Here is a 22,364-nt window from a genome sequence, read left to right on the forward strand (position 1 = left end):
TGCAGAAAGATCGGACAAAAGATCAAACAACTGCCATCAAGGCTAGCAGCTCACGCGCCACGTCCTCGACGGAGGTGTTGACCAGGGTGGTGTCGAACTCGGACTCGGCCGCCAGCTCGACCCGGGCGACCGTCAGCCGGCGCTCGATGACCTCGGGGGACTCGGTGCCGCGGCCGGTGAGGCGGCGGACCAGTTCCTCCCAGCTCGGCGGGGCCAGGAAGACCAGCTGGGACTCCGGCATGGACTCCTTGACCTGCCGGGCGCCCTGGAGGTCGATCTCCAGCAGTACGGGCTCGCCCGCCTCGATGCGGTCGACGACCGCGCGGCGGGGCGTGCCGTAGCGATTGCCCGCGAACTCGGCCCACTCCAGCAGCTCGTCGCCCGCGACCAGCTTGTCGAACTCCTCGTCGCTGACGAAGAAATACTGGACACCGTGCTTCTCGCCGGGCCGCGGCTTCCGGGTGGTCGCCGACACCGAGAGCCAGACGTCGGGGTGGACCTTGCGCATATGAGCGACGACCGTGCTCTTGCCGACCCCTGAGGGGCCGGAGAGCACGGTCAGCCGCGGACGTACTTCTGCTGCCATGCAGCGATTATCCAGGTTCTCGGGAGTGCCCGGGAACGTCAGGCGGCGCCACCGCCGAACTCGCGCTCCAGGGAGGCGATCTGGTTGGAGCCGAGACCTCGCACCCGGCGGCTCTCTGAGATGCCGAGCCTCTCCATGATCTGCTTGGCGCGGACCTTGCCCACGCCCGGGAGGGACTCGAGGAGGGCGGAGACCTTCATCTTGCCGATGACGTCGTTCTCCTGGCCCTGCTTGATGACCTCGTGGAGCGAGGCGCCGGAGTGCTTGAGTCGATTCTTGACCTCGGCCCGCTCCCGGCGAGCCGCGGCGGCCTTTTCGAGCGCGGCTGCGCGCTGTTCAGGGGTAAGGGGCGGAAGAGCCACGCCTACGTCACCTCGGATGTCGAACTGTCGGATACGGACCGGTGAGGAACCTAGTCGCCCCACACCAGGCGAGCAACGAGCAACGCAGTGCGTCTGCCCTGCACGTTCTCTCTTCGACGGAGACTAGCGGCCATCACCGCTCCAGTCAGCGAGAACAGACGAAAAGTCCTGGTCAGCATCGACCGACCAGGACATTCCGGGCAAACCGACCGAGTTTTGCGTGAAGAAAATGTCAAGACCCCCTCCGATGAGGTCCCGCCACCCCTCCCCGGGCCGCCCCGCACCCCTTCCCGGCAGCCGCTACGCGTCCGCGACCGCCGCGCGGACCTCGTCGGCGAACCGCTCCGCCGCCGACCGCAGCCCCGCCGCGTCCGGTCCGTGCTTCAGGACGCCGCGGCTCACGCTCGGCACCACGTTGCGCACCGCCGCGCCGAAGACCCGCGGGAGGTCGGCCGGTGTCGCGCCCTGCGCCCCGATGCCGGGGGCGAGCAGCGGGCCGTTGATGGCGAGGTCGGCCCCGGTGTCGCCGAGCGTCGCGCCCACGACCGCGCCGACCGAGCCGAGCGGCTGCGCGCCGGCGTTCTCCGCGGCCATGTGGTCGAGCATCACCTGCGCCAGCGATTTGCCGCCGGCCGCGGTGGAGCGCTGGACCTCCGCGCCCTCCGGGTTGGAGGTCAGGGCGAGGACGAAGACGCCGCAGCCGCTCAGCACGGCCTGGTCGAGCGCGGGCCGCAGGGAGCCGAAGCCCAGGTACGGGGAGACGGTGACCGCGTCGGAGAAGAGCGGGGAGTCCTTGCGCAGATACGTCTCCGCGTACGCGCCCATGGTCGAGCCGATGTCACCCCGCTTGGCGTCCATCAGCACCAGGGCGCCGGCCGCGCGCGCCTCTTCCACGGCCTTCTCCAGCACGGCGATGCCGCGCGAGCCGAAGCGCTCGAAGAACGCGGACTGCGGCTTGAGCACGGCGACCCGGTCGGCCAGCGCCTCGACGGTCGTGCGGGTGAACCGCTCGAGACCGGCCACGTCGTCGTTCAGGCCCCACGCGGTGAGCAGCGAGGCGTGCGGGTCGATGCCGACGCACAGCGGGCCACGGGTGTCCATGGCGTGGCGCAGCCGTGCGCCGAAGGTCTCCGGGAGGGTCATGCGCTGGCCTTTCGCGTCTCGGCGCCGACGGCCTCGGCGAGGGTGGCGTACGGGCTGGCCGCGAGGCGCGCGGCGAGGCCCTTGTGGATGGCGCGGGCGTAGCAGGGGCCCTCGTAGACGAAGGCGCTGTAGCCCTGGACGAGGGTGGCGCCGGCGAGAATGCGCTGCCAGGCGTCCTCCGCGGTCTCGACGCCGCCGACGCCGACGAGGGTGATCCGGTCGCCGACGCGGGCGTACAGGCGGCGCAGGACCTCCAGGGAGCGCTGCTTGACGGGTGCGCCGGACAGGCCGCCGGTCTCCTTCACCAGCGCGGCCGGGGACTTCAGGCCGAGGCCCTCCCGCGCGATCGTGGTGTTGGTGGCGATGATGCCGTCGAGGCCCAGCTCCAGGGCGAGGTCGGCGACGGCGTCGACGTCCTCGTCCGCGAGGTCGGGTGCGATCTTGACCAGCAGCGGGACGCGCCGGTCCGTGACCGTGCGGTCGGCGGCCTCGCGTACGGCGGTCAGCAGGGGGCGCAGCGACTCGGTGGCCTGGAGGTTGCGCAGTCCGGGGGTGTTGGGCGAGGAGACGTTGACGACGAGGTAGTCGGCGTGGGCGGCCAGTCGCTCGGTCGAGGTGACGTAGTCGACGACCGCTTCCTCCTCCGGGACGACCTTGGTCTTGCCGATGTTGACGCCGACGACGGTGCGGAAGATCTCCCGGCGGGCCGCGAGTCGTTCGGCGACGGCGGCCGAGCCCTCGTTGTTGAAGCCCATCCGGTTGATCAGCGCGCGGTCGGGGACGAGCCGGAAGAGGCGCTTCTTGGGGTTGCCCGGCTGGGGCCGCGCGGTGACCGTGCCGATCTCGACGTGGTCGAAGCCGAGCATGGACATGCCGTCGACGGCGACGGCGTTCTTGTCGAAGCCGGCCGCGAGCCCGAACGGGCCGTGCATCCGCAGGCCGAACGCCTCGGTGCGCAGCTCCTTGTACCGGGGGGCGAGCGCGGCGGCGACGAAGGTGCGCAGCACGGGGACGCGGACCGCGAGCCGGATCCAGCGGAAGGCGAGGTGGTGCGCCTGCTCCGGGTCCATCCGCTTGAAGACCAGATTGAAGAAGAGCTTGTACATGAAGTGGTGTCCTCATGAGGAGGGGGACACCGTTTCCGGTGTCCCCCTCGTCGTTGCTAGTCGCGGGCCGCGGTCAGGTGTTCCGCGTGTTCCTGCAGCGAACGGACGCCGACGTCGCCGCGGTTGAGCGCGTCGATGCCCTGGACGGCGGCGGCGAGCGCCTGAACCGTCGTCAGGCACGGGACGCCGCGGGCGACGGCCGCGGTGCGGATGTCGTAGCCGTCGAGGCGGCCGCCGGTGCCGTAGGGGGTGTTGACGATGAGGTCGACCTCGCCGTCGTGGATCAGCTGGACGATGGTCTTCTCGCCGTTCGGGCCCTCTCCCTCCGACTGCTTGCGCACGACGGTGGCGTTGATGCCGTTGCGCTTGAGGACCTCCGCGGTGCCGGAGGTGGCCATCAGCTCGAAGCCGTGGGCGACCAGCTCGCGGGCCGGGAAGATCATCGAGCGCTTGTCGCGGTTGGCGACGGAGACGAACGCGCGGCCGCTGGTCGGCAGCGGGCCGTACGCGCCGGCCTGCGACTTGGCGTACGCCGTGCCGAAGACCGAGTCGATGCCCATGACCTCGCCGGTGGAGCGCATCTCCGGGCCCAGCACGGTGTCCACACCGCGGCCGTGGACGTCGCGGAAGCGCGACCACGGCATGACGGCCTCCTTGACGGAGATCGGCGCGTCGAGCGGCAGGGTGCCGCCGTCGCCGTTCTTCGGCAGCAGTCCCTCCTCGCGCAGTTCGGCGATGGTGGCGCCGAGCGAGATGCGGGCGGCGGCCTTCGCCAGCGGCACCGCGGTCGCCTTCGAGGTGAAGGGAACGGTGCGGGAGGCGCGCGGGTTGGCCTCTAGCACGTAGAGGATGTCGCCGGCCATCGCGAACTGGATGTTGATCAGGCCGCGGACGCCGACGCCCTTGGCGATGGCCTCGGTCGAGATGCGCAGGCGCTTGATGTCGAAGCCGCCGAGCGTGATCGGGGGCAGGGCGCAGGCCGAGTCGCCGGAGTGGATGCCGGCCTCCTCGATGTGCTCCATGACGCCGCCGAGGTAGAGCTCGTGGCCGTCGTAGAGCGCGTCGACGTCGATCTCGATGGCGTCGTCGAGGAAGCGGTCCACGAGGACCGGGCGGGTCGGGGAGATCTCGGTCGACTCGGCGATGTACGCCTCGAGGCGCGTCTCGTCGTAGACGATCTCCATGCCGCGGCCGCCGAGCACGTACGACGGGCGGACCAGGACCGGGTAGCCGATCTCGTCGGCGATGGCCTTGGCGCCGGCGAAGGTGGTGGCGGTGCCGTGCTTGGGCGCGGGCAGCCCGGCGTCGGCGAGGACCTGGCCGAAGGCGCCGCGGTCCTCCGCGGCGTGGATGGCCTCCGGCGGGGTGCCGACGACCGGGACGCCGTTGTCCTTGAGCGCCTGGGCGAGGCCCAGCGGGGTCTGGCCGCCGAGCTGGACGACGACGCCGGCGATCGGGCCGGCCAGCGACTCGGCGTGCACGATCTCCAGCACGTCCTCGAGCGTCAGCGGCTCGAAGTACAGGCGGTCGGAGGTGTCGTAGTCCGTGGAGACGGTCTCCGGGTTGCAGTTGACCATCACGGTCTCGTACCCGGCGTCGTGCAGCGCGAAGGAGGCGTGGACGCAGGAGTAGTCGAACTCGATGCCCTGGCCGATGCGGTTCGGACCGGAGCCGAGGATGATCACGGCGGGCTTGGCACGCGGCGCGACCTCGGACTCCTCGTCGTAGGACGAGTAGAAGTACGGGGTGCGGGCGGCGAACTCGGCGGCGCAGGTGTCGACCGTCTTGTAGACGGGGCGGATGCCGAGCGCGTGCCGGACCTCGCGGACGACGTCCTCGCGCAGCCCGCGGATCTCGGCGATCTGGGCGTCGGAGAAGCCGTGGCGCTTGGCCTCGGCGAGCACCTGGGGGTCGAGCTTCTCGACGGCGGCGAGCTCGTCCGCATGCTCCTTGATCAGGAAGAGTTGGTCGACGAACCAGGGGTCGATCCTGGTGGCGTCGAAGACCTCCTCGGGGCTCGCGCCCGCGCGGATGGCCTGCATGACCGTGTTGATCCGGCCGTCGGTGGGCCGTACGGCCTCCCGCAGTAGCTCGTCCTTGTCCCCGGGCTCGCCCGTGAAGGAGAACTGGCTGCCCTTCTTCTCCAGGGAGCGCAGGGCCTTCTGCAGGGCCTCGGTGAAGTTCCGTCCGATCGCCATGGCCTCGCCGACCGACTTCATGGTCGTGGTCAGCGTGGAGTCGGCGGACGGGAACTTCTCGAAGGCGAACCGGGGGGCCTTGACCACGACGTAGTCGAGCGTGGGCTCGAAGGACGCCGGGGTCTTCTCGGTGATGTCGTTCGGGATCTCGTCCAGGGTGTAGCCGACGGCGAGCTTCGCGGCGATCTTGGCGATCGGGAAGCCGGTGGCCTTGGACGCGAGGGCGGAGGACCGGGAGACGCGCGGGTTCATCTCGATGACGATGATCCGGCCGTCCACGGGGTCGACCGCGAACTGGATGTTGCAGCCGCCGGTGTCGACGCCGACCTCGCGGATGATCGCGATGCCGATGTCGCGCAGCCGCTGGTACTCGCGGTCGGTGAGCGTCATCGCCGGGGCGACGGTGATCGAGTCGCCGGTGTGGACGCCCATCGGGTCGAAGTTCTCGATGGAGCAGACGACCACGACGTTGTCGTTCTTGTCGCGCATCAGCTCCAGCTCGTACTCCTTCCAGCCGAGGATGGACTCCTCGAGGAGCACCTCGGTGGTCGGCGAGAGGGTCAGGCCCTGGCCGGCGATCCGGCGCAGCTCGTCCTCGTCGTGGGCGAAGCCGGAGCCGGCGCCGCCCATGGTGAAGGAGGGGCGGACGACGACGGGGTAGCCGCCGAGCGTCTCGACGCCCTTGAGGACGTCGTCCATGGAGTGGCAGATCACGGACCGGGCGGACTCGCCGTAACCGATCTTGGCCTTGACGGCCTCGACGACGCCCTTGAACAGGTCGCGGTCCTCGCCCTTGTTGATGGCCTCGACGTTGGCGCCGATCAGCTCGACGCCGTACTTCTCCAGCACCCCCTGCTCGTGCATGGAGATGGCGGTGTTGAGGGCGGTCTGGCCGCCGAGGGTCGGCAGCAGCGCGTCGGGGCGCTCCTTGGCGATGATCTTCTCGACGAACTCGGGGGTGATCGGCTCGACGTACGTGGCGTCGGCGATCTCCGGGTCGGTCATGATCGTCGCCGGGTTGGAGTTGACCAGGATGACCCGCAGGCCCTCTGCCTTGAGGACGCGGCAGGCCTGGGTGCCGGAGTAGTCGAACTCGGCGGCCTGGCCGATGACGATCGGGCCGGAGCCGATGACCAGGACGGACTGGATATCGGTGCGCTTAGGCACGCTCGGCCTCCATCTGGGCGGTGCTCATCAGAGTCGTGAAGCGGTCGAAGAGGTACGCGGCGTCGTGCGGGCCCGCGGCCGCCTCCGGGTGGTACTGGACGCTGAAGGCCGGCTGGTCGAGCAGCTGGAGGCCCTCCACCACGTTGTCGTTGAGGCAGACGTGGGAGACCTCGGCGCGGCCGTAGGGGGTCTCGGACACCTTGTCGAGGGGGGCCTCGACGGCGAACCCGTGGTTGTGCGCGGTGACCTCGACCTTGCCGGTGGTGCGGTCCTGCACGGGCTGGTTGATGCCGCGGTGGCCGTACTTCAGCTTGTACGTGCCGAAGCCGAGGGCGCGGCCGAGGAGCTGGTTGCCGAAGCAGATGCCGAACAGCGGTGTCTTCCGCCCGAGGACCGCCTTGATGACGGTCAGGTCGGCGGTGGCGGGGTCGCCGGGGCCGTTGGAGAGGAAGACGCCGTCCGGGTTCACCGCGTAGACGTCGTCGGCGGTCGCGGTGGCGGGCAGCACGTGGACCTCTATGCCGCGCTCCGCCATGCGGTGCGGGGTCATGCCCTTGATGCCGAGGTCGAGCGCGGCGACGGTGAACTTCTTGGGCCCGATCGCCGGGACGACGTACGCCTCGGTGGTGGCGACCTCTGCGGAGAGGTCGGCGCCCTTCATCTCGGGGGCCTGCTGGACGCGGGCGAGCAGCGTCGCGTCGTCGGCCAGCGCCTCGCCGGAGAAGATGCCGACGCGCATCGCGCCCCGCTCGCGCAGGTGGCGGGTGAGGGCGCGGGTGTCGATGCCGCTGATGCCGACGACGCCCTGGGTCTCCAGCTCGTCGTCGAGGGTGCGGCGCGAGCGCCAGTTCGAGGGGATACGGGCGGGGTCGCGCACGACATAGCCGGCGACCCAGATCTGCCTCGACTCGTCGTCCTCGTCGTTGACGCCCGTGTTGCCGACGTGCGGCGCGGTCATCACGACCACCTGGCGGTGGTACGAGGGGTCCGTGAGGGTCTCCTGGTAGCCGGTCATGCCGGTGTTGAACACCGCCTCGCCGAAGGTCTCCCCCACGGCCCCGTAGGCACGGCCGCGGAAGGTGCGGCCGTCCTCCAGGACGAGTACGGCGGGAGCTTTGGCGGCTCCCCGGGTGGAGATCGTCATCGTGCGGTGCCTTCCGTCGTCTTGATCATGTTCGTGAGGGTGTCGACCCACTCGCTCTGCCCGGCCGCGTGGTCGGAGCGGAAGCCGGAGTCGATCAGTTTGTCGCCGTGCGCCCAGGTGACGATCAGCAGACCGCCCTCCGCGAGGACCTTGCCCGCGATGCCCTTGTCGAGCCGGGCCTCACGCAGCGCCGCCGCCGGTACGAAGAAGTCCTGCGCACCGGGGCGCTCCACGACCAGGCCCTGGTCCGTCAGGGTGAGCTCCGCGCGGCTGCGGGTGCCCAGCCCGTGGGCGACGATCCGGTCCAGCCACTGCCCGGCGGTGGTGGAGCCGTGGTACCGGCCCGTCATCGTCAGTTTCGCCTCGCCGGGCTCCGCGGGCGCGGTGGGCAGCTCCGGCAGGTCCGACTGGAGGCTGCCGCGCCACTTCCAGCCCTGGCGCATCAGCCAGTAGACGAAGACGACGAAGAGCAGCAGGCCGACGACCCAGCCGATGCGGGCGGCCCAGTCGGTCACCTCCGCCGACTTCTGTTCCGCGGCCATGGTGATCAGTACAGGTGTCACGCCAGCTTCCCGTCCACGAGCGTCGCCCGGCCCCGCAGGAAGGTGTGAGTGACGCGTCCCGGCAGCTCACGGCCCTCGTAGGGGGTGTTGCGGCTGCGGGAGGCGAAGCCCGCGGGGTCCACCGGGCCACGGTATGCCGGATCGACCAGAGTGAGGTTCGCGGGCTCACCAGCCGAGACGGGCCGGCCGTGCCCCTTGGCCTGTCCGATCCGCGCGGGCTTGAACGACATCCGGTCGGCGACGCCCGCCCAGTCGAGCAGTCCCGTCTCGACCATCGTCTGCTGGACGACGGAGAGCGCGGTCTCCAGGCCGACCATGCCCATGGCGGCCGCGGCCCACTCGCAGTCCTTGTCCTCGTGCGGGTGCGGGGCGTGGTCGGTGGCGACGATGTCGATCGTGCCGTCGGCCAGGGCCTCACGCAGCGCCATGACGTCCCGCTCGGTGCGCAGCGGCGGGTTGACCTTGTAGACCGGGTTGTAGGAGCGGACCAGCTCGTCGGTCAGCAGCAGGTGGTGCGGGGTGACCTCGGCGGTGACGTCGATTCCGCGGGACTTGGCCCAGCGGACGATCTCGACGGACCCGGCGGTGGAGAGGTGGCAGATGTGGACGCGCGAGCCGACGTGCTCGGCGAGCAGCACGTCGCGGGCGATGATCGACTCCTCGGCGACGGCGGGCCAGCCGCCGAGTCCCAGCTCGGCGGAGACGATGCCCTCGTTCATCTGGGCGCCCTCGGTGAGCCGCGGCTCCTGCGCGTGCTGGGCGACGACGCCGCCGAACGCCTTCACGTACTCCAGGGCCCGGCGCATCATCACCGCGTCGTCGACGCACTTGCCGTCGTCGGAGAAGACGGTGACGCCGGCCGCGGACTCGTGCATGGCGCCGAGTTCGGCGAGCTTCTTGCCCTCGAGGCCCACGGTGACGGCGCCGATGGGCTGCACGTCGCAGTAGCCGGACTCCTTGCCGAGCCGGTAGACCTGCTCGACCACGCCGGCAGTGTCGGCGACGGGGAAGGTGTTGGCCATGGCGAACACGGCCGTGAAGCCGCCGCTCGCGGCGGCGCGGGTGCCGGTGAGGACGGTCTCCGAGTCCTCGCGGCCGGGCTCGCGCAGATGGGTGTGCAGGTCCACGAGGCCCGGCAGCAGAATCTGCCCCTCGGCCTCGATGACGCGGATCTCGGACGCGCCTCCGGCACGACGGTCGCCCTCCGCGGACAGCCCGGTACCGGTCTGCGCGATGGTCCCGCCGTCGATCAGGACGTCCTGGACCTCGCCACCGAGCACCTTCGCACCGCGGATCAGGATCTTGCTCATGGACTTACTTCTCCTCGGTACGGGTGGTGGTGGGGACGTCGGACTCGTTGCCGCCGAGCAGCAGGTACAGCACGGCCATGCGGATGGAGACGCCGTTGGCGACCTGCTCGATGACCGTGCAGCGGTCGGAGTCGGCGACGTCCGCGGTGATCTCCATGCCGCGGACCATCGGGCCGGGGTGCATCACGATCGCGTGCTCCGGCATCCTCGCCATCCGCTCGCCGTCCAGGCCGTAGCGCCGCGAGTACTCGCGCTCGGTCGGGAAGAAGGCGGCGTTCATCCGCTCGCGCTGGACGCGCAGCATCATCACGGCGTCGGACTTGGTCAGGGTGGAGTCCAGGTCGTACGAGACGTGGCAGGGCCAGGTCTCCACGCCGACCGGCACGAGGGTCGGCGGGGCGACGAGGGTGACCTCGGCGCCGAGGGTGTGCAGCAGGTCGACGTTGGAGCGGGCGACCCGGCTGTGCAGGATGTCGCCGACGATCGTGATGCGCCGGCCCGCCAGGTCCTGGCCGAGGCCGAGGTCCCTGCCGACGAGGCGGCGGCGCATGGTGAAGGCGTCGAGCAGGGCCTGGGTGGGGTGCTGGTGGGTACCGTCGCCTGCGTTGATGACGGGGGCGTCGATCCAGCCGGAGTTGGCGAGGCGGTAGGGGGCGCCGGACGCGCCGTGCCGGATGACGACGGCGTCGACGCCCATCGCCTCCAGCGTCTGCGCGGTGTCCTTCAGGGACTCCCCCTTGGAGACGCTCGAACCCTTGGCCGCGAAGTTGATGACGTCGGCGGAGAGCCGCTTCTCCGCCGCCTCGAAGGAGATCCGGGTCCGGGTGGAGTCCTCGAAGAAGAGGTTGCAGACGGTACGGCCGCGCAGGGCGGGCAGCTTCTTGATCGGCCGGTCGGCGACCCGGGCCATTTCCTCCGCGGTGTCGAGGATGAGGACGGCTTCGTCGCGCGTGAGATCGGCGGCCGAGATGAGGTGGCGCATCATCAGGGGGTTTCTCCAGGTCTGTGGAGGTTTTCGAGACATGCGGGCGCACGGAGGTGCACGCCGTACGAAGGGGTGGGACGTACGGGTGCTACCGCTCGCCGGCCGGAGCGGTCTCGCGCACGCCGAGCAGCACGGTGTCGCGACCGTCCTCCTCGTCGAGCAGGACCTTGACCGTCTCGCGCAGGGACGTGGGGAGGTTCTTGCCGACGTAGTCGGCGCGGATGGGCAGCTCGCGGTGGCCGCGGTCGACCAGGACGGCGAGCTGCACGGCCCGGGGGCGGCCGAGGTCGCCGAGGGCGTCCAGGGCGGCCCGGATGGTGCGGCCGGAGAAGAGGACGTCGTCGACGAGAACGACGAGACGGCCGTCGATGCCGTCGCCGGGGATCTCGGTGCGGGCCAGCGCGCGGGCGGGCTTGAGCCGCAGGTCGTCCCGGTACATGGTGATGTCGAGCGAGCCGACCGGGATCTTCCGGCCGGTGATGGTCTCGAGCTTTTCGGCCAGCCGGCGGGCCAGGCAGACACCGCGGGTGGGGATGCCGAGGAGGACCACGTCGTCGGCGCCCTTGGCGCGCTCGACGATCTCGTGGGCGATACGGGTCAGTACCCGCGCGATGTCGGGGCCCTCGAGAACGGGCCGGGCGGCATCGGAACTGCTGGAAGCGTCCATGAAAAAGGACCTCCTTCTCCGCCTCACGGGACGGACCTTAAAGGACGTCGGAATTGCGCCCTCCACGTTACCAGGGCTTGATGGGTGTACTGATCCGGGTCCACCGGCCGCCGGCCGAAACCGGTCCGGACCATTCGGCTTGACTCATCCAAGTCACGCTGCGTAACCTCACAGTGAGTTACCAGTCGCGCGGCGGAGCCGCACGTTGTCACAGCGTCCGGGGAGCTATATGTCCAGCGAATACGCAAAGCAGCTCGGGGCCAAGCTCCGCGCCATCCGCACCCAGCAGGGACTGTCCCTCCATGGCGTGGAAGAGAAGTCCCAGGGCCGCTGGAAGGCCGTGGTGGTCGGCTCGTACGAGCGCGGCGACCGCGCCGTGACCGTGCAGCGCCTCGCCGAGCTGGCGGACTTCTACGGCGTCCCGGTCCAGGAGCTGCTCCCGGGCACGACGCCGGGCGGGGCCGCCGAGCCGCCGCCGAAGCTCGTCCTGGACCTGGAGCGCCTGGCGCACGTCCCCCAGGAGAAGGCGGGCCCCCTCCAGCGGTACGCGGCGACGATCCAGTCGCAGCGCGGCGACTACAACGGCAAGGTGCTGTCGATCCGCCAGGACGACCTGCGCACGCTCGCCGTGATCTACGACCAGTCGCCGTCGGTCCTGACCGAGCAGCTCATCAGCTGGGGCGTGCTGGACGCGGACGCGCGTCGCGCGGTGGCGCACGACGAGGGCTGACGCCCGGCTGTACGCCTGAACTGAAAAAACGTCACGCCGCGGAGGGCGGGACCCGTTCGCACCGGTCCCGCCCTCTGTCGTACCACCGGTACTGGGACCTGCCAAGCGCTTGGAGGCACCGGACGTGGGTGGGCGAACGCGACGGGCCCGGTCCGGAAGACGGTGCGTCTTCCGGACCGGGCCCGTCGAAACCGGAGCGGCGCCGCGTCAGTCGCGGCGCAGGCTCGGCTTGAGGTCCTTGAAACGGCCGAGCATGCCGTTCACGAACGCCGGGGACTCGTCCGTGGAGAACTCCTTGGCGAGCTGAACCGCCTCGTCGATGACGACCGCGTCCGGAGTCTCGTCCTTCCAGACGAGCTCGTAGGCCCCGAGCCGGAGGATGTTCCGGTCGACGACCGGCATGCGGTCGATCGTCCAGCCGACGGCGTAGGTGGCGATGAGATCGTCGATACGGTCCGCGTACTGCGCGTACCCCTCGACGAGGTCCATCGTGTACTCGGCGACCGGCGGCTGCCGCTCGTCGGTACGGGCGTGCCGGACCCAGTCCGCGAGGACCGTCTGCACGGTCGCCCCGCGCTGGTCGGCCTCGAAGAGGATCTGGAAGGCACGCTTGCGGGCCTTGTTACGGGCAGCCACGGTTAGCTGTTCACCCTGCCGAGGTAGTCGCCGGAACGGGTGTCGACCTTGATCTTCTCGCCCGTCGTGATGAAGAGCGGGACCTGGATCTCGTAGCCGGTCTCCAGGGTGGCGGGCTTGGAGCCACCGGTGGAACGGTCGCCCTGCACACCGGGGTCGGTGTGCTGGATGGTGAGCTCGACGGCGGCCGGCAGCTCGACGTAGAGCACCTCGCCCTCGTGCTGGGCGACGCTGGCGGTGAAGCCCTCGATGAGGAAGTTCGCGGTGTCTCCGACCTGCTTGCGGTCGACCATCAGCTGGTCGTACGTCTGCATGTCCATGAAGACGAAGTACTCGCCGTCCATGTAGGAGAACTGCATGTCGCGCCGGTCGACGGTGGCCGTCTCGACCTTCACGCCGGCGTTGAAGGTCTTGTCGACGACCTTGCCGGAGAGCACGTTCTTGAGCTTGGTGCGCACGAAGGCCGGGCCCTTGCCGGGCTTGACGTGCTGGAACTCGACGACGGACCAGAGCTGGCCTCCGTCGAGCTTGAGCACCATGCCGTTCTTGAGGTCGTTCGTGGAAGCCACGGTTGCGGAATCTCCTGGACTGACGCTGGGTGGACGACCAAGGCGTTCGCACCGCAGCTCCGCTACAGCGCGAGCAGCTCCTTGGTCGTGATGGTGAGTAGCTCGGGTCCGCCGTCCGCCTCCTGGCGCACGACGAGCGTGTCATCGATCCGGACCCCGCCCCGGCCCGGGAGGTGGACCCCCGGTTCGACGGTGACCGGCACACAAGCGTCCAGTTTACCCATGGCCGCAGGGGCCAGCTGCGGGTCCTCGTCGATTTCGAGTCCGACACCGTGGCCGGTACGCGGCGCGAGGTCCTCCCCGTGGCCCGCGGCGTCCAGGATCTGCCGGGCCGCGTGGTCGACCTCGCGGTACGCGGTACCGGGCAGCAGAGCCTCCCGGCCGGCCCGCTGAGCGGCGAAGACGAGATCGTAGAGCTCGATCTGCCAGTCCGCCGGGGACGTGCCGATCACAAAGGTACGGCCGATCTCGCAGCGGTAGCCGCGGTAGTTCGCGCCGAGGCTCACGGAGAGGAAATCTCCCTCCTCGACCCGGCGGTCGCCCGGGCGGTGGCCCACGAGGCCCGAGTTCGGGCCGGTGGCGACGGAGGTCGGGAACGCGGGGCCGTCGGCGCCGTGGTCAACGAGCCGGCGCTCCAGCTCGAGCGCGAGATGCCGCTCGGTGCGGCCCACGAGGATGGACTCGAGCAGTTCGCCCAGCGCCTGGTCGGTGATCTCCGCCGCGATGCGCAGGCAGGCGATCTCGTCCTCGTCCTTGACGATCCGCTGCTGCTCGACCGCGAGCCCGAGATCGGCGAGGCGCAGCCGGGGCGCGACGGAGCGGAGCGCGCGGTGTCTGGTGACCGTCAGATGGTGCTCCTCGACCGCGAGGGACTCCACGCCGTCCGTGCGGGCCAGCTCCGCGGCCGCGACGGCGGCGTCGCCGGCGGACGTCGGCAGGGCGACAAGGCGCAGCCCGTCGTCCGGGCGGCCATCGGCGCCGGCGGTGGCGGCGGGCGTGCGTGGACAGAGCAGCACGTCGTCGCCGGGCGCGAGAAGCAGTACGGCGCCGGGCGGGGCGCCGCCCGCGAGATAGCGGACGTTGGCGGGCCGGGAGATCAGGGCTGCCGCGCTGCCGGTCGCGGCACACCGGTCCCGCAGCCGGCCGCGACGGACCCCATACACCTCAGACATTCTCCGAGCGTACGAGTGCGGGGGGCCGGGGGCCCGGTGACACGGCCGAGCGGGTCCGCGCGTCGGGCTGTTCCCCCACCGGGGGGCTGCCCGGGGGCTCCGCCCCCGCACACCCGCACCTCAATCGCCGGCGAGGCTGGGTATGGCGGCCCTGTCGGGGCTCCGCCCCGAACCCGGCGCCTCAAACTCCCCCTACGGCCTGGCGGCCGTGGGAGGTGCCCCCAGCGGGGCTGGATGTGCCCTGTTCCGTGCCGGATCCCGCGGCTTGAGCACCCGGCGGGGCTGAAACTTGCCGGTCCTGTCGGGGCTCCGCCTCGAACCCCGCGCCTCAAACGCCGGCGAGGCTGATTTCGCGGAGCGAAATCCAGCCCGGCCTGGGGGTACTCCCCCTACGCCTGGCGGTGTGGGAGGTGCCCCCACCCGCGGCCGCCAGGCCGTAGGGGGAGTTTGAGCCCGCCGCGCGAAGCGTGGTACCGGGTCCGGGCGAAGCCCGAGCCCGCCGCCCGGAGGGCGGCACGGGGCCCGGGGCCTGCCCCCACGCGGCGGAGCAGCACATCCGGTACAGCGGGAAGGGGCGGGGTGGGGAAAACTCCGGCTCGCTACCAGGTCGGAGGGCTGGCGATCGCGCGGGCCAGGACGTCGTCCAGGACGCGCGCCGTCGTCTCGACGTCGTACTTGGAGTTGTCGATGATCGGCAGGCCCGACCCGTACCAGCCCGCCATCCGCCCGTGGATCCCGGCGACCTCCTCGTCGGACAGGCGCCGGTTGCCGCTCCGCTCCGCGTTGCGTTCGAGGACGATCTCGAGGCCCGGCAGGAGGACCACGGGCAGCAGGCCGGGGCCGACGTGGCGCTTCCAGCCGCCGAGGCCGACGGCGGGGCGGTCGGGGAAGACGGCGTCGTCGAGGATGCAGGAGATGCCGTTCGCCAGGAAGTTCCGGGCGGCGAAGCCGCAGGTGCGGCGGGCGAGGCGGTACTGGGCCTCGGAGTTGTCGTTCCAGCCCGACTGGGGGTCGGCGAAGCCGGAGCAGACCCATTCCCGTACGTCGTCGAGGCTGATGTGCGCCGTGGGCACCCGCCGGGTGTTGGCCCAGTGGCGGGCCACCGTGGTCTTGCCCGCGCCGGCCGGTCCGATGAGGAGGACCGCCAGCATGGCCGCGCCGGTGCCGCTGTCCGCCGGGGGCGGCGCGGGTATGGGGACGGGCCCGCCGGGCGGGAGCTGGATGTGGCCGGTCGACTCATGGGCGGGCTGCGCCGGCCCGGCCCAGCCCGGCGCGGGCGGTCCCGCGGGGGGCGGCGGGGGCAGTCCCGGGCCGGGGCCCGGGTGCTGTGCGCTGTGTATCCATCCGGCCGGTCCCTGCCCCGGTCCGTGGGGCGGCGGCAGCGGAGCCCCCACTGCGTGCTGCATCCGGTGCCACTCCGTCTCGTGCGACTGACGTTGGATCGAATCGAACGGCCGGAGGCCGTCGTGCTACCGAACGGTACCTTCCTGGCGCCGTTCGGACGTGCCGTCGGCCCGGCCGCCGTAGCGTCAACGGCCGGGAACGGCGTGAAGTGCCCTGTGCGGAGGCGGCACGGCACCGGGCGGCACGTCAGCCGCCGAGTTCCTCCGCGAGCGCGCGCAGCGCGAGGCGGTAGGAGCCGATACCGAAGCCGGCGACCGTGCCGCTGGCCACCGCCGCGACGACCGAGGTGTGGCGGAAGGCCTCGCGGGTGTACGGGTTGGAGATGTGGACCTCGATGAGCGGGGCCGTGCGCTGGGCGGCGGCGTCGCGCATCCCGTACGAATAGTGCGTGAAGGCGCCGGGGTTGAGAACGACCGGAAGCGAGGCGTCCGCCGCTTCGTGGAGCCAGCGGATCATCTCGCCCTCGTCGTTCGTCTCCCGCACGTCCACGTCGAAGCCGAGCTCCTTGCCCAGGGCCTGGCAGGTGTCGACCAGGCCGGCGTAGGAGGTCGCGCCGTAGACGTCGGGCTCGCGGGAGCCGAGGCGGCCGAGGTTCGGCCCGTTGAGCACCAGGACCCTGCGGCTCACGCCGAGACCTCCCCGTAGGCCGCGAGCAGGACCGCCGGGTCGGGGCCCTCCAGCACGGTCGGCTTGCCGAGGCCGTCGAGCACGACGAAGCGCAGCACGTTGCCGCGGGACTTCTTGTCGACCTTCATGGTCTCCAGCAGCTTGGGCCACTGGTCACCGCGGTAGGTGAGCGGCAGGCCCACGGATTCGAGGACGCTGCGGTGCCGGTCGGCGGTGGCGTCGTCCAACCGCCCGGCCAGGCGGCCGAGTTCGGCGGCGAAGACCATGCCGACGGAGACGGCGGCGCCGTGCCGCCACTTGTAGCGCTCGTTCTTCTCGATGGCGTGGGCGAGGGTGTGCCCGTAGTTGAGGATCTCGCGGAGGCCGGCCTCCTTCAGGTCGCTGGAGACGACGTCGGCCTTGACCTGGATGGAGCGCACGATCAGCTCGGCGGTGTGCGGCCCCGCGGGCGTACGGGCGCCCTGCGGGTCGGCCTCGACGAGGTCGAGGATGACCGGGTCGGCGATGAAGCCGGCCTTGATGATCTCCGCCATGCCGCTGACGTAGTCGTTGACCGGCAGCGAGTCCAGCGCGGCCAGGTCGCACAGCACACCGGCCGGCGGGTGGAACGCACCGACGAGGTTCTTGCCCTCGGCGGTGTTGATGCCGGTCTTGCCGCCGACGGCCGCGTCGACCATGGCGAGCACGGTGGTGGGCACGGCGATCCAGCGCACGCCGCGCAGCCAGGTCGCCGCGACGAAGCCCGCGAGGTCGGTCGTCGCGCCGCCGCCGACGCCGACGATGACGTCGGTGCGGGTGAAACCGGTCTGGCCGAGAGCCTTCCAGCAGTAGGCGGCGACCTCGGCGGTCTTGGCCTCCTCCGCGTTCGGCACCTGGATCGCGACGGCCTCGTAGCCCTGGTCCGCGATGTCGGCACGCAGCGCCTCACCGGTCTCCGCGAGCGCCTCCGGGTGGATGACGGCCACCCGCCGGGCGCGCGTCCCGATCAGGCCCGGCAGTTCGCCGAGCAGCTGCCGGCCGACCAGCACCTCGTACGGGTCGGAGCCGGCCGTGCCGCCGACCTGGATACGGGTCATTGCCTGCTCAGTCATGCGTCCTTCAGCTCCAGTGCGTCGAGGACCGCCTGCGCGACCTCTTCGGGGGTGCGGTCGTCGGTTGCCACGACCACGCGGGCCACTTCGGTGTAGAGGTGGCGGCGGGCGTCCATCAGCTCGCGCCACTGGCGGCGCGGGTTGACGGCGAGCAGCGGCCTGGCGGCGTTGAGGCCGACGCGCCTCACCGCCTCCTCCACGTCCATCGACAGGTAGACGACGGGCAGGCCGGCGAGCAGTTCGCGCGTCCCGTCGTCGAGGATCGCGCCGCCGCCGAGGGCGAGCACGCCCGTGTGCTCGGCGACGGCCTTGCGCACGGCCGCGCGTTCGAGGGCGCGGAAGTGGTCCTCGCCGTCCTCGACGAAGATGTCCGAGATCTCGCGTCCCTCGGCGGCGACGATGTCCGCGTCGGTGTCCCGGAAGGCCGTGCCCAGCCGGTCGGCGAGCAGCTCGCCGACCGTGGACTTGCCCGAGCCCATCGGCCCGATCAGGACGATCTGGGGGGCGCTCACCGGATGTGGAGGTTGTCGAGGTACGCGCGGACGTTGCGGCGGGTCTCGGTGACGCTGTCGCCGCCGAACTTCTCGGCGACCGCGTCCGCGAGGACGAGGGCCACCATCGCCTCCGCCACGATGCCCGCGGCGGGCACGGCGCAGACGTCGGAACGCTGGTGGTGGGCCGCCGCGGCCTCGCCCGTCTCGACGTCGATGGTCTTCAGCGCGCGCGGCACGGTCGCGATCGGCTTCATCGCGGCGCGCACGCGCAGCAGTTCACCGGTGGACATGCCGCCCTCCGTGCCGCCGGAGCGGCCGGTGGTGCGGCGGATCCCCTCGTCGGTGGAGACGATCTCGTCGTGCGCCTGGGAGCCGGGCACGCGGGCCAGCTCGAAGCCGTCGCCGACCTCGACGCCCTTGATGGCCTGGATGCCCATGAGCGCGGCCGCGAGGCGCGCGTCGAGCCTGCGGTCCCAGTGGACGTGCGAGCCGAGGCCGACGGGCACGTTGTACGCCAGGACCTCGACCACGCCGCCGAGGGTGTCGCCGTCCTTGTGGGCCTGGTCGATCTCGGCGACCATCGCCTTGCTCGCGTCGGCGTCGAGGCAGCGCACCGGGTCGGCGTCGAGGCGTTCCTCGTCGGCGGGGACGGGGAGCACCCCGTACGGGGCCCTGGCCTTGGCCAGCTCCACCACGTGGGAGACGATCTCGATGCCCGTCGTCTCCTTCAGGTACGACCGGGCCACCGCGCCGAGTGCGACCCGCGCGGCGGTCTCCCGGGCGCTCGCGCGCTCCAGGATCGGGCGGGCCTCGTCCAGCGCGTACTTCTGCATGCCGGCGAGGTCGGCGTGGCCGGGCCGGGGCCGGGTCAGCGGCGCGTTACGGGCCAGCTGGGCCAGCTCTTCGGGGTCGACGGGGTCGGCCGCCATGACCTTCTCCCACTTCGGCCACTCGGTGTTGCCGACCATGACGGCCACCGGCGAGCCCATGGTCAGACCGTGGCGCACCCCGCCGATGAAGGTGACCTCGTCACGCTCGAACTTCATCCGGGCGCCGCGCCCGTAGCCGAGGCGCCGCCGGGCGAGATGGTCCGCCACCATGTCGGTGGTGATCGGCACACCGGCGGGAAGACCCTCCAGCGTCGCCACCAGTGCGGGTCCGTGCGACTCGCCCGCGGTCAGCCAACGCAACCTGCTCAACGGTGCTCCTCATGCTCGCGCCTCGAACTGCGACGGCGCGACCGGGTGCGCGGCCCTGGCCCGCCTGATCCGATCCTCCCACGTCCGGGGCCGCCGTTCGGCCGCCGGTCCAGCAGGCGGACGGCCTGTGCAATCCGGTCAGTCGCCGTCCCGGCGCTGCTGAGGGGCGTACGCGCCGAGGAAGTCGGCCCCGCTGGGCGGGTGCGGGGCGGGCGGGGCGGCGGCGGGGGCGTACGGCCCGAGGTGGTCGGCACCGCCCCCCTGACCGGCCGGCGGCGGGGGGACGGGCTGCGGGGGCCGGGCGGCCCGGCGTCGGGCGATCTTGCGCCGGATCGACTGGATCCAGCCGAACAGGACCGCCGCGAGGAGCAGGCACAGCAGCGGGATCTCCAGCCAGTCCGGCAGGAACTGGATGAGTCCTTCGAAGACGTTCTTCAGGATCGACGCCTGCGGCTGACCGGTTTCCATGACTGCTCTCCCCCAGTGTTCTGTCGGAACCAGAGGAAGATCCTAACGAGTGGCGAGCGCGTGTTCGCCCGCGGTCCGCATCTCGTGCAGCGGCGCCGGTGAGCGGCCCGTCATCTGCTCGACCTGGAACACCGCCTGGTGTACGAGGAGGTCGAGTCCGCCGACGACCCCGCCGCCGTTGCGGGACCAGGCCGCGGCCAGGGCCGTCGGCCACGGGTCGTACACCACGTCGAAGAGCGTGCCCGGGGTGGCGGGCACGTCGGTCGCGAGGGCGTCCGTCGTGCCGGCGGGCGTCGTGGCGACGACGAGAGGGGCGCGCAGGGCGTGGGCCGCGTCCGCCCAGTCCGCGGTGCGCACGTCGACCCCGAGGCGCTCGCCCCAGCCGCGCATCTCGGCGGCCCGGGCCTCGCTGCGCACGTACGCGGTGACGGGGCCGGTGCAGACGCGGGCGAGGGCGGCGAGCGCGGAGGACGCGGTCGCGCCGGCGCCGAGGACGGCGGCGGAGTCGACCTTCTCGACGCCGCGTTCCCGCAGCGCCGCGACCATCCCGGGGATGTCGGTGTTGTCGCCCAGCCGGCGGCCGTCCTCGGTGAACACCACCGTGTTGACGGCCTCGACGGCGGCCGCCGTGTCACTGATCCCGTCGAGCAGCGGGATGATCGCCCGCTTCAGCGGCATGGTCAGCGACAGACCGGCCCAGGACGCGTCCAGCCCGGCGACGAACCCCGGCAGCGCCGCCTCGTCGACCTCGAACCGGTCGTAGGACCAGTCGGTCAGGCCGAGCGCGGCGTAGGCGGCGCGGTGCAGCACCGGGGAGAGGGAGTGCGCGATGGGCGATCCGAGGACCGCCGCGCGGTGACGGGAAGACGACATCAGTTGCCCCGCGAGTCGTTGAACTTGTCCACCAGCTTCTGGTGCTCGGCGAGCGTCTTCGCGAACTCGGTCTTGTTCATGCCGTCCGTCGCCACGAAGTACAGCCAGCCGTCGTCCGTCGGGTTGAGGGCGGCGGTCAGCGCCTCGTTGCCCGGGTTGCTGATCGGCCCCGGTGTCAGGCCCTTCTGGGTGTACGTGTTGTACGGGTCCTGATTGCTGTTGATCTCGTCCTCTGAGATGTCGATCTCGCTCTGGCCCATGAGGTAGTTGAACGCCGAGTCGAACTGGAGCTTCTGGTTCGTCTCGGTGTTGGAGGGCTTGAGACGGTTGTAGATGACTTCGGACATCTTGCGGAAGTCGTCGTGCGTCTTGCCCTCGACCTGGACCAGGCTGGCGAGGGTGAGCAGCTCCCAGGGACTCTCGAGGCCGAGTCCCTCGGCCTTCGACTCGAGACCGGCCTTCTCGTACTCCGCGTTGGCGCGCGCGACCATCTTCTTGAGGACCGACTCGGGCTTGTCGCCCTTGGAGACGGGGTACGCGGCGGGGAAGAGGAAGCCTTCCAGGGGGTCCTTGACATCCTTGTGGTTCTTGGCCCAGTCGGGCAGGCCGAGGCTGTCCGCCTTCTCCTCCGCGACCTTCTCGGTGGTGCCCGCCTTGAGTCCGAGGCGCTTGTCGATCAGCTCGTAGACCTTCGCGTTCCGCCAGCCCTCGGCAGTGATCAGGTTGTTGTGGCTGGCCGGGTCCAGCATCGACTCGACCGCGCTCTTCGCCGACTGCTCCTTCTTCAGGAGGTAGACGCCGTCCTGGATGCTGCCGCCCTTGGGATTCTTGGTCTGGGCGGACACGAAGGCGTCGACGCTCTTGACCACACCGTGCTGCTTGAGGATGTTGCCGATCTCGCTGCCGGTGGCGCCCTTCGGGATCGTCACCTCGACGGTGGTGGCGATGCCGGTGCCCTGGAAGTCCTCGGGCTCCCCGAACTGGTCCTGGAAGAAGGTGTATCCGTAGTAGCCGACGGCCCCGAGGCCGCCCAGCAGGACCGTGGCGACCACCAGGCAGGCGACGCCGTTGCGGCCGCCCTTCTTCTTGCTCTTCCCGTTGCCGCGCCGGTCACGGCCGCCGCCCCCTCGCGGGTCGCGGGAGTCGTCGTCGTAGTCGTCACGGCCGGCGTCGTCGGCGTCGGCGTCGTTGCCGGTGAAGAAGGGGTGAGTCTCCTCCTTCTGGGCCTCGGCCTCCCAGTCGGTGGCCGGTTCCGGCTCGGCCCGGCGCCGGCCCGGGGGCTGCGGCGGCGGATACGCCTCGGGCGTGCCGTAGTAGTCGCCCTGCTGCTGCGGGGCGTAGCCGGCCGGCTGGCCGCCGTACGTGGCCGACGGGTCGTCGCCGTACGGCACCGCCTGCTGCTGCCCGGTCTCCCAGCCGCCGTTGTACTGCTGCTGCTGGTACGAGTCCTGGTACTGCTGCTGGCCGCCGGGCTGCTGGTACGGGTCCTGGTACTCCCGGCCGGCCTGCTGCTGGCCGCCGTACTGCTGGCCGCCCTGCTGGTTCCCGTACTGCTGCTGGTCGCCGTACTGCTCCTGCGCGTACTGGCCCTGGGTGTACTGCTCCTGCGCGTACTGCTCCCGGGTGTACTGGCCCTGCGCGTACTGCTCCTGCGGATAGGCATCCTGCTGCTGTCCCTGTTGCGGGTACTGCTGCTGGTCATGGTCGCCGTACTGAGAGTGACCGGCCGTGGGCTGCTGTCCCCCCCATCCCTGGTCCCCGTAGTAGGGGTCCTCGGGACGCCACGGTTCGGAGCCGGGGCCCCGGCCATACTCAGTCATCGATCCCCTAGGGCCGCGAGACGGCGCGAAACGATCCGCCTCTTCTCTGT

General features: G+C 71.1%; 22 protein-coding genes. 1 reads left to right on the forward strand and 21 read right to left on the reverse strand.

Annotated features, from left to right (window positions below; all coding sequences use genetic code 11):
* Window positions 1-22: 22 nt before the first annotated feature.
* The 10 genes from gmk to pyrR all read right to left on the reverse strand — a co-directional run bounded on the left by gmk (window position 23) and on the right by pyrR (window position 11,231).
* The gene (gene gmk / locus ACWD01_RS09475; RefSeq protein ID WP_451159796.1) at window positions 23-586 is read right to left on the reverse strand and encodes a guanylate kinase; all 564 of its coding nucleotides are present in this window, start codon (window positions 584-586) and stop codon (window positions 23-25) included.
* Window positions 587-624: 38 nt separating this feature from the next.
* Complete coding sequence (locus ACWD01_RS09480) at window positions 625-948, reverse strand: integration host factor (RefSeq protein ID WP_005319887.1); 324 nt, start codon at window positions 946-948, stop codon at window positions 625-627.
* 300 nt (window positions 949-1,248) lie between these two features.
* Window positions 1,249-2,091, reverse strand: coding sequence for an orotidine-5'-phosphate decarboxylase (gene pyrF / locus ACWD01_RS09485; RefSeq protein ID WP_451159798.1), 843 nt, complete (start codon window positions 2,089-2,091; stop codon window positions 1,249-1,251).
* Entirely contained in the window at window positions 2,088-3,197 is a 1,110-nt protein-coding gene (locus ACWD01_RS09490; protein WP_451159800.1) for a quinone-dependent dihydroorotate dehydrogenase, read from the reverse strand. The genes pyrF and ACWD01_RS09490 overlap by 4 nt, the downstream gene beginning before the upstream one ends.
* A gap of 56 nt (window positions 3,198-3,253) precedes the next feature.
* Window positions 3,254-6,562, reverse strand: a complete 3,309-nt coding sequence (gene carB / locus ACWD01_RS09495) for a carbamoyl-phosphate synthase large subunit (RefSeq protein WP_451159802.1) — start codon at window positions 6,560-6,562, stop codon at window positions 3,254-3,256.
* A complete protein-coding gene (gene carA / locus ACWD01_RS09500; RefSeq protein ID WP_451159804.1) occupies window positions 6,555-7,706 on the reverse strand; it encodes a glutamine-hydrolyzing carbamoyl-phosphate synthase small subunit in 1,152 nt (383 codons plus the stop codon). Before carA ends, carB begins: the two co-directional genes overlap by 8 nt.
* Window positions 7,703-8,248 (reverse strand): PH-like domain-containing protein, encoded by a 546-nt coding sequence (locus ACWD01_RS09505; protein ID WP_388453566.1) that lies wholly within the window; start codon window positions 8,246-8,248, stop codon window positions 7,703-7,705. Before ACWD01_RS09505 ends, carA begins: the two co-directional genes overlap by 4 nt.
* Window positions 8,249-8,265: 17 nt before the next feature.
* Complete coding sequence (locus ACWD01_RS09510; protein WP_451159806.1) at window positions 8,266-9,579, reverse strand: dihydroorotase; 1,314 nt, start codon at window positions 9,577-9,579, stop codon at window positions 8,266-8,268.
* 4 nt (window positions 9,580-9,583) lie between these two features.
* The gene (locus ACWD01_RS09515) at window positions 9,584-10,564 is read right to left on the reverse strand and encodes an aspartate carbamoyltransferase catalytic subunit (protein WP_451159808.1); all 981 of its coding nucleotides are present in this window, start codon (window positions 10,562-10,564) and stop codon (window positions 9,584-9,586) included.
* Between the two features lie 88 nt (window positions 10,565-10,652).
* Entirely contained in the window at window positions 10,653-11,231 is a 579-nt protein-coding gene (gene pyrR / locus ACWD01_RS09520; RefSeq protein WP_451159810.1) for a bifunctional pyr operon transcriptional regulator/uracil phosphoribosyltransferase PyrR, read from the reverse strand.
* A gap of 229 nt (window positions 11,232-11,460) precedes the next feature.
* Between pyrR and bldD the strand changes: the two genes are divergently transcribed.
* Entirely contained in the window at window positions 11,461-11,961 is a 501-nt protein-coding gene (gene bldD / locus ACWD01_RS09525; RefSeq protein ID WP_023542978.1) for a transcriptional regulator BldD, read from the forward strand.
* 207 nt (window positions 11,962-12,168) lie between these two features.
* Here bldD and nusB read toward each other — a convergent pair whose 3' ends face one another.
* The 11 genes from nusB to mltG all read right to left on the reverse strand — a co-directional run bounded on the left by nusB (window position 12,169) and on the right by mltG (window position 22,314).
* Entirely contained in the window at window positions 12,169-12,597 is a 429-nt protein-coding gene (gene nusB / locus ACWD01_RS09530) for a transcription antitermination factor NusB (RefSeq protein WP_451159812.1), read from the reverse strand.
* A 2-nt stretch (window positions 12,598-12,599) separates the two neighbouring features.
* Window positions 12,600-13,166, reverse strand: a complete 567-nt coding sequence (gene efp / locus ACWD01_RS09535; protein ID WP_356898286.1) for an elongation factor P — start codon at window positions 13,164-13,166, stop codon at window positions 12,600-12,602.
* Between the two features lie 62 nt (window positions 13,167-13,228).
* Complete coding sequence (locus ACWD01_RS09540; RefSeq protein WP_451159815.1) at window positions 13,229-14,338, reverse strand: aminopeptidase P family protein; 1,110 nt, start codon at window positions 14,336-14,338, stop codon at window positions 13,229-13,231.
* Window positions 14,339-14,937: 599 nt separating this feature from the next.
* Entirely contained in the window at window positions 14,938-15,744 is an 807-nt protein-coding gene (locus ACWD01_RS09545) for a Pro-rich N-terminal domain-containing protein (RefSeq protein ID WP_451159817.1), read from the reverse strand.
* A gap of 184 nt (window positions 15,745-15,928) precedes the next feature.
* The gene (locus ACWD01_RS09550) at window positions 15,929-16,369 is read right to left on the reverse strand and encodes a type II 3-dehydroquinate dehydratase (RefSeq protein WP_356898283.1); all 441 of its coding nucleotides are present in this window, start codon (window positions 16,367-16,369) and stop codon (window positions 15,929-15,931) included.
* On the reverse strand, window positions 16,366-17,460 hold the full coding sequence (aroB, locus tag ACWD01_RS09555) for a 3-dehydroquinate synthase (protein ID WP_451159819.1): 1,095 nt from the start codon (window positions 17,458-17,460) through the stop codon (window positions 16,366-16,368). Before aroB ends, ACWD01_RS09550 begins: the two co-directional genes overlap by 4 nt.
* Window positions 17,457-17,939, reverse strand: coding sequence for a shikimate kinase (locus ACWD01_RS09560; RefSeq protein ID WP_451159882.1), 483 nt, complete (start codon window positions 17,937-17,939; stop codon window positions 17,457-17,459). Before ACWD01_RS09560 ends, aroB begins: the two co-directional genes overlap by 4 nt.
* Before the next feature lie 29 nt (window positions 17,940-17,968).
* Window positions 17,969-19,153 carry a chorismate synthase gene (aroC, locus tag ACWD01_RS09565; RefSeq protein ID WP_451159821.1) on the reverse strand — a complete coding sequence of 395 codons (1,185 nt, stop codon included), beginning with the start codon at window positions 19,151-19,153 and terminating at the stop codon, window positions 17,969-17,971.
* Between the two features lie 138 nt (window positions 19,154-19,291).
* The gene (locus ACWD01_RS09570) at window positions 19,292-19,621 is read right to left on the reverse strand and encodes a hypothetical protein (RefSeq protein WP_451159823.1); all 330 of its coding nucleotides are present in this window, start codon (window positions 19,619-19,621) and stop codon (window positions 19,292-19,294) included.
* Window positions 19,622-19,663: 42 nt separating this feature from the next.
* Window positions 19,664-20,494, reverse strand: a complete 831-nt coding sequence (locus ACWD01_RS09575) for a shikimate dehydrogenase (protein ID WP_451159825.1) — start codon at window positions 20,492-20,494, stop codon at window positions 19,664-19,666.
* A complete protein-coding gene (gene mltG, locus ACWD01_RS09580) occupies window positions 20,494-22,314 on the reverse strand; it encodes an endolytic transglycosylase MltG (protein WP_451159827.1) in 1,821 nt (606 codons plus the stop codon). The genes ACWD01_RS09575 and mltG overlap by 1 nt, the downstream gene beginning before the upstream one ends.
* Window positions 22,315-22,364 lie beyond the last annotated feature (50 nt).

This window comes from Streptomyces sp. NPDC002835 (genome assembly GCF_053591995.1).

Coding starts and splice junctions, on each gene's coding strand:
- gmk (WP_451159796.1), bottom strand. CDS start 586: ATGGCAGCAGAAGTACGTCCGCGGCTGACCGTGCTCTCCGGCCCCTCA.
- pyrF (WP_451159798.1), bottom strand. CDS start 2,091: ATGACCCTCCCGGAGACCTTCGGCGCACGGCTGCGCCACGCCATGGAC.
- ACWD01_RS09490 (WP_451159800.1), bottom strand. CDS start 3,197: ATGTACAAGCTCTTCTTCAATCTGGTCTTCAAGCGGATGGACCCGGAG.
- carA (WP_451159804.1), bottom strand. CDS start 7,706: ATGACGATCTCCACCCGGGGAGCCGCCAAAGCTCCCGCCGTACTCGTC.
- ACWD01_RS09505 (WP_388453566.1), bottom strand. CDS start 8,248: ATGGCCGCGGAACAGAAGTCGGCGGAGGTGACCGACTGGGCCGCCCGC.
- ACWD01_RS09510 (WP_451159806.1), bottom strand. CDS start 9,579: ATGAGCAAGATCCTGATCCGCGGTGCGAAGGTGCTCGGTGGCGAGGTC.
- ACWD01_RS09515 (WP_451159808.1), bottom strand. CDS start 10,564: ATGATGCGCCACCTCATCTCGGCCGCCGATCTCACGCGCGACGAAGCC.
- pyrR (WP_451159810.1), bottom strand. CDS start 11,231: ATGGACGCTTCCAGCAGTTCCGATGCCGCCCGGCCCGTTCTCGAGGGC.
- bldD (WP_023542978.1), top strand. CDS start 11,461: ATGTCCAGCGAATACGCAAAGCAGCTCGGGGCCAAGCTCCGCGCCATC.
- ACWD01_RS09540 (WP_451159815.1), bottom strand. CDS start 14,338: ATGTCTGAGGTGTATGGGGTCCGTCGCGGCCGGCTGCGGGACCGGTGT.
- ACWD01_RS09545 (WP_451159817.1), bottom strand. CDS start 15,744: ATGCAGCACGCAGTGGGGGCTCCGCTGCCGCCGCCCCACGGACCGGGG.
- aroB (WP_451159819.1), bottom strand. CDS start 17,460: ATGACTGAGCAGGCAATGACCCGTATCCAGGTCGGCGGCACGGCCGGC.
- ACWD01_RS09560 (WP_451159882.1), bottom strand. CDS start 17,939: ATGGGCTCGGGCAAGTCCACGGTCGGCGAGCTGCTCGCCGACCGGCTG.
- ACWD01_RS09570 (WP_451159823.1), bottom strand. CDS start 19,621: ATGGAAACCGGTCAGCCGCAGGCGTCGATCCTGAAGAACGTCTTCGAA.
- ACWD01_RS09575 (WP_451159825.1), bottom strand. CDS start 20,494: ATGTCGTCTTCCCGTCACCGCGCGGCGGTCCTCGGATCGCCCATCGCG.
- mltG (WP_451159827.1), bottom strand. CDS start 22,314: ATGACTGAGTATGGCCGGGGCCCCGGCTCCGAACCGTGGCGTCCCGAG.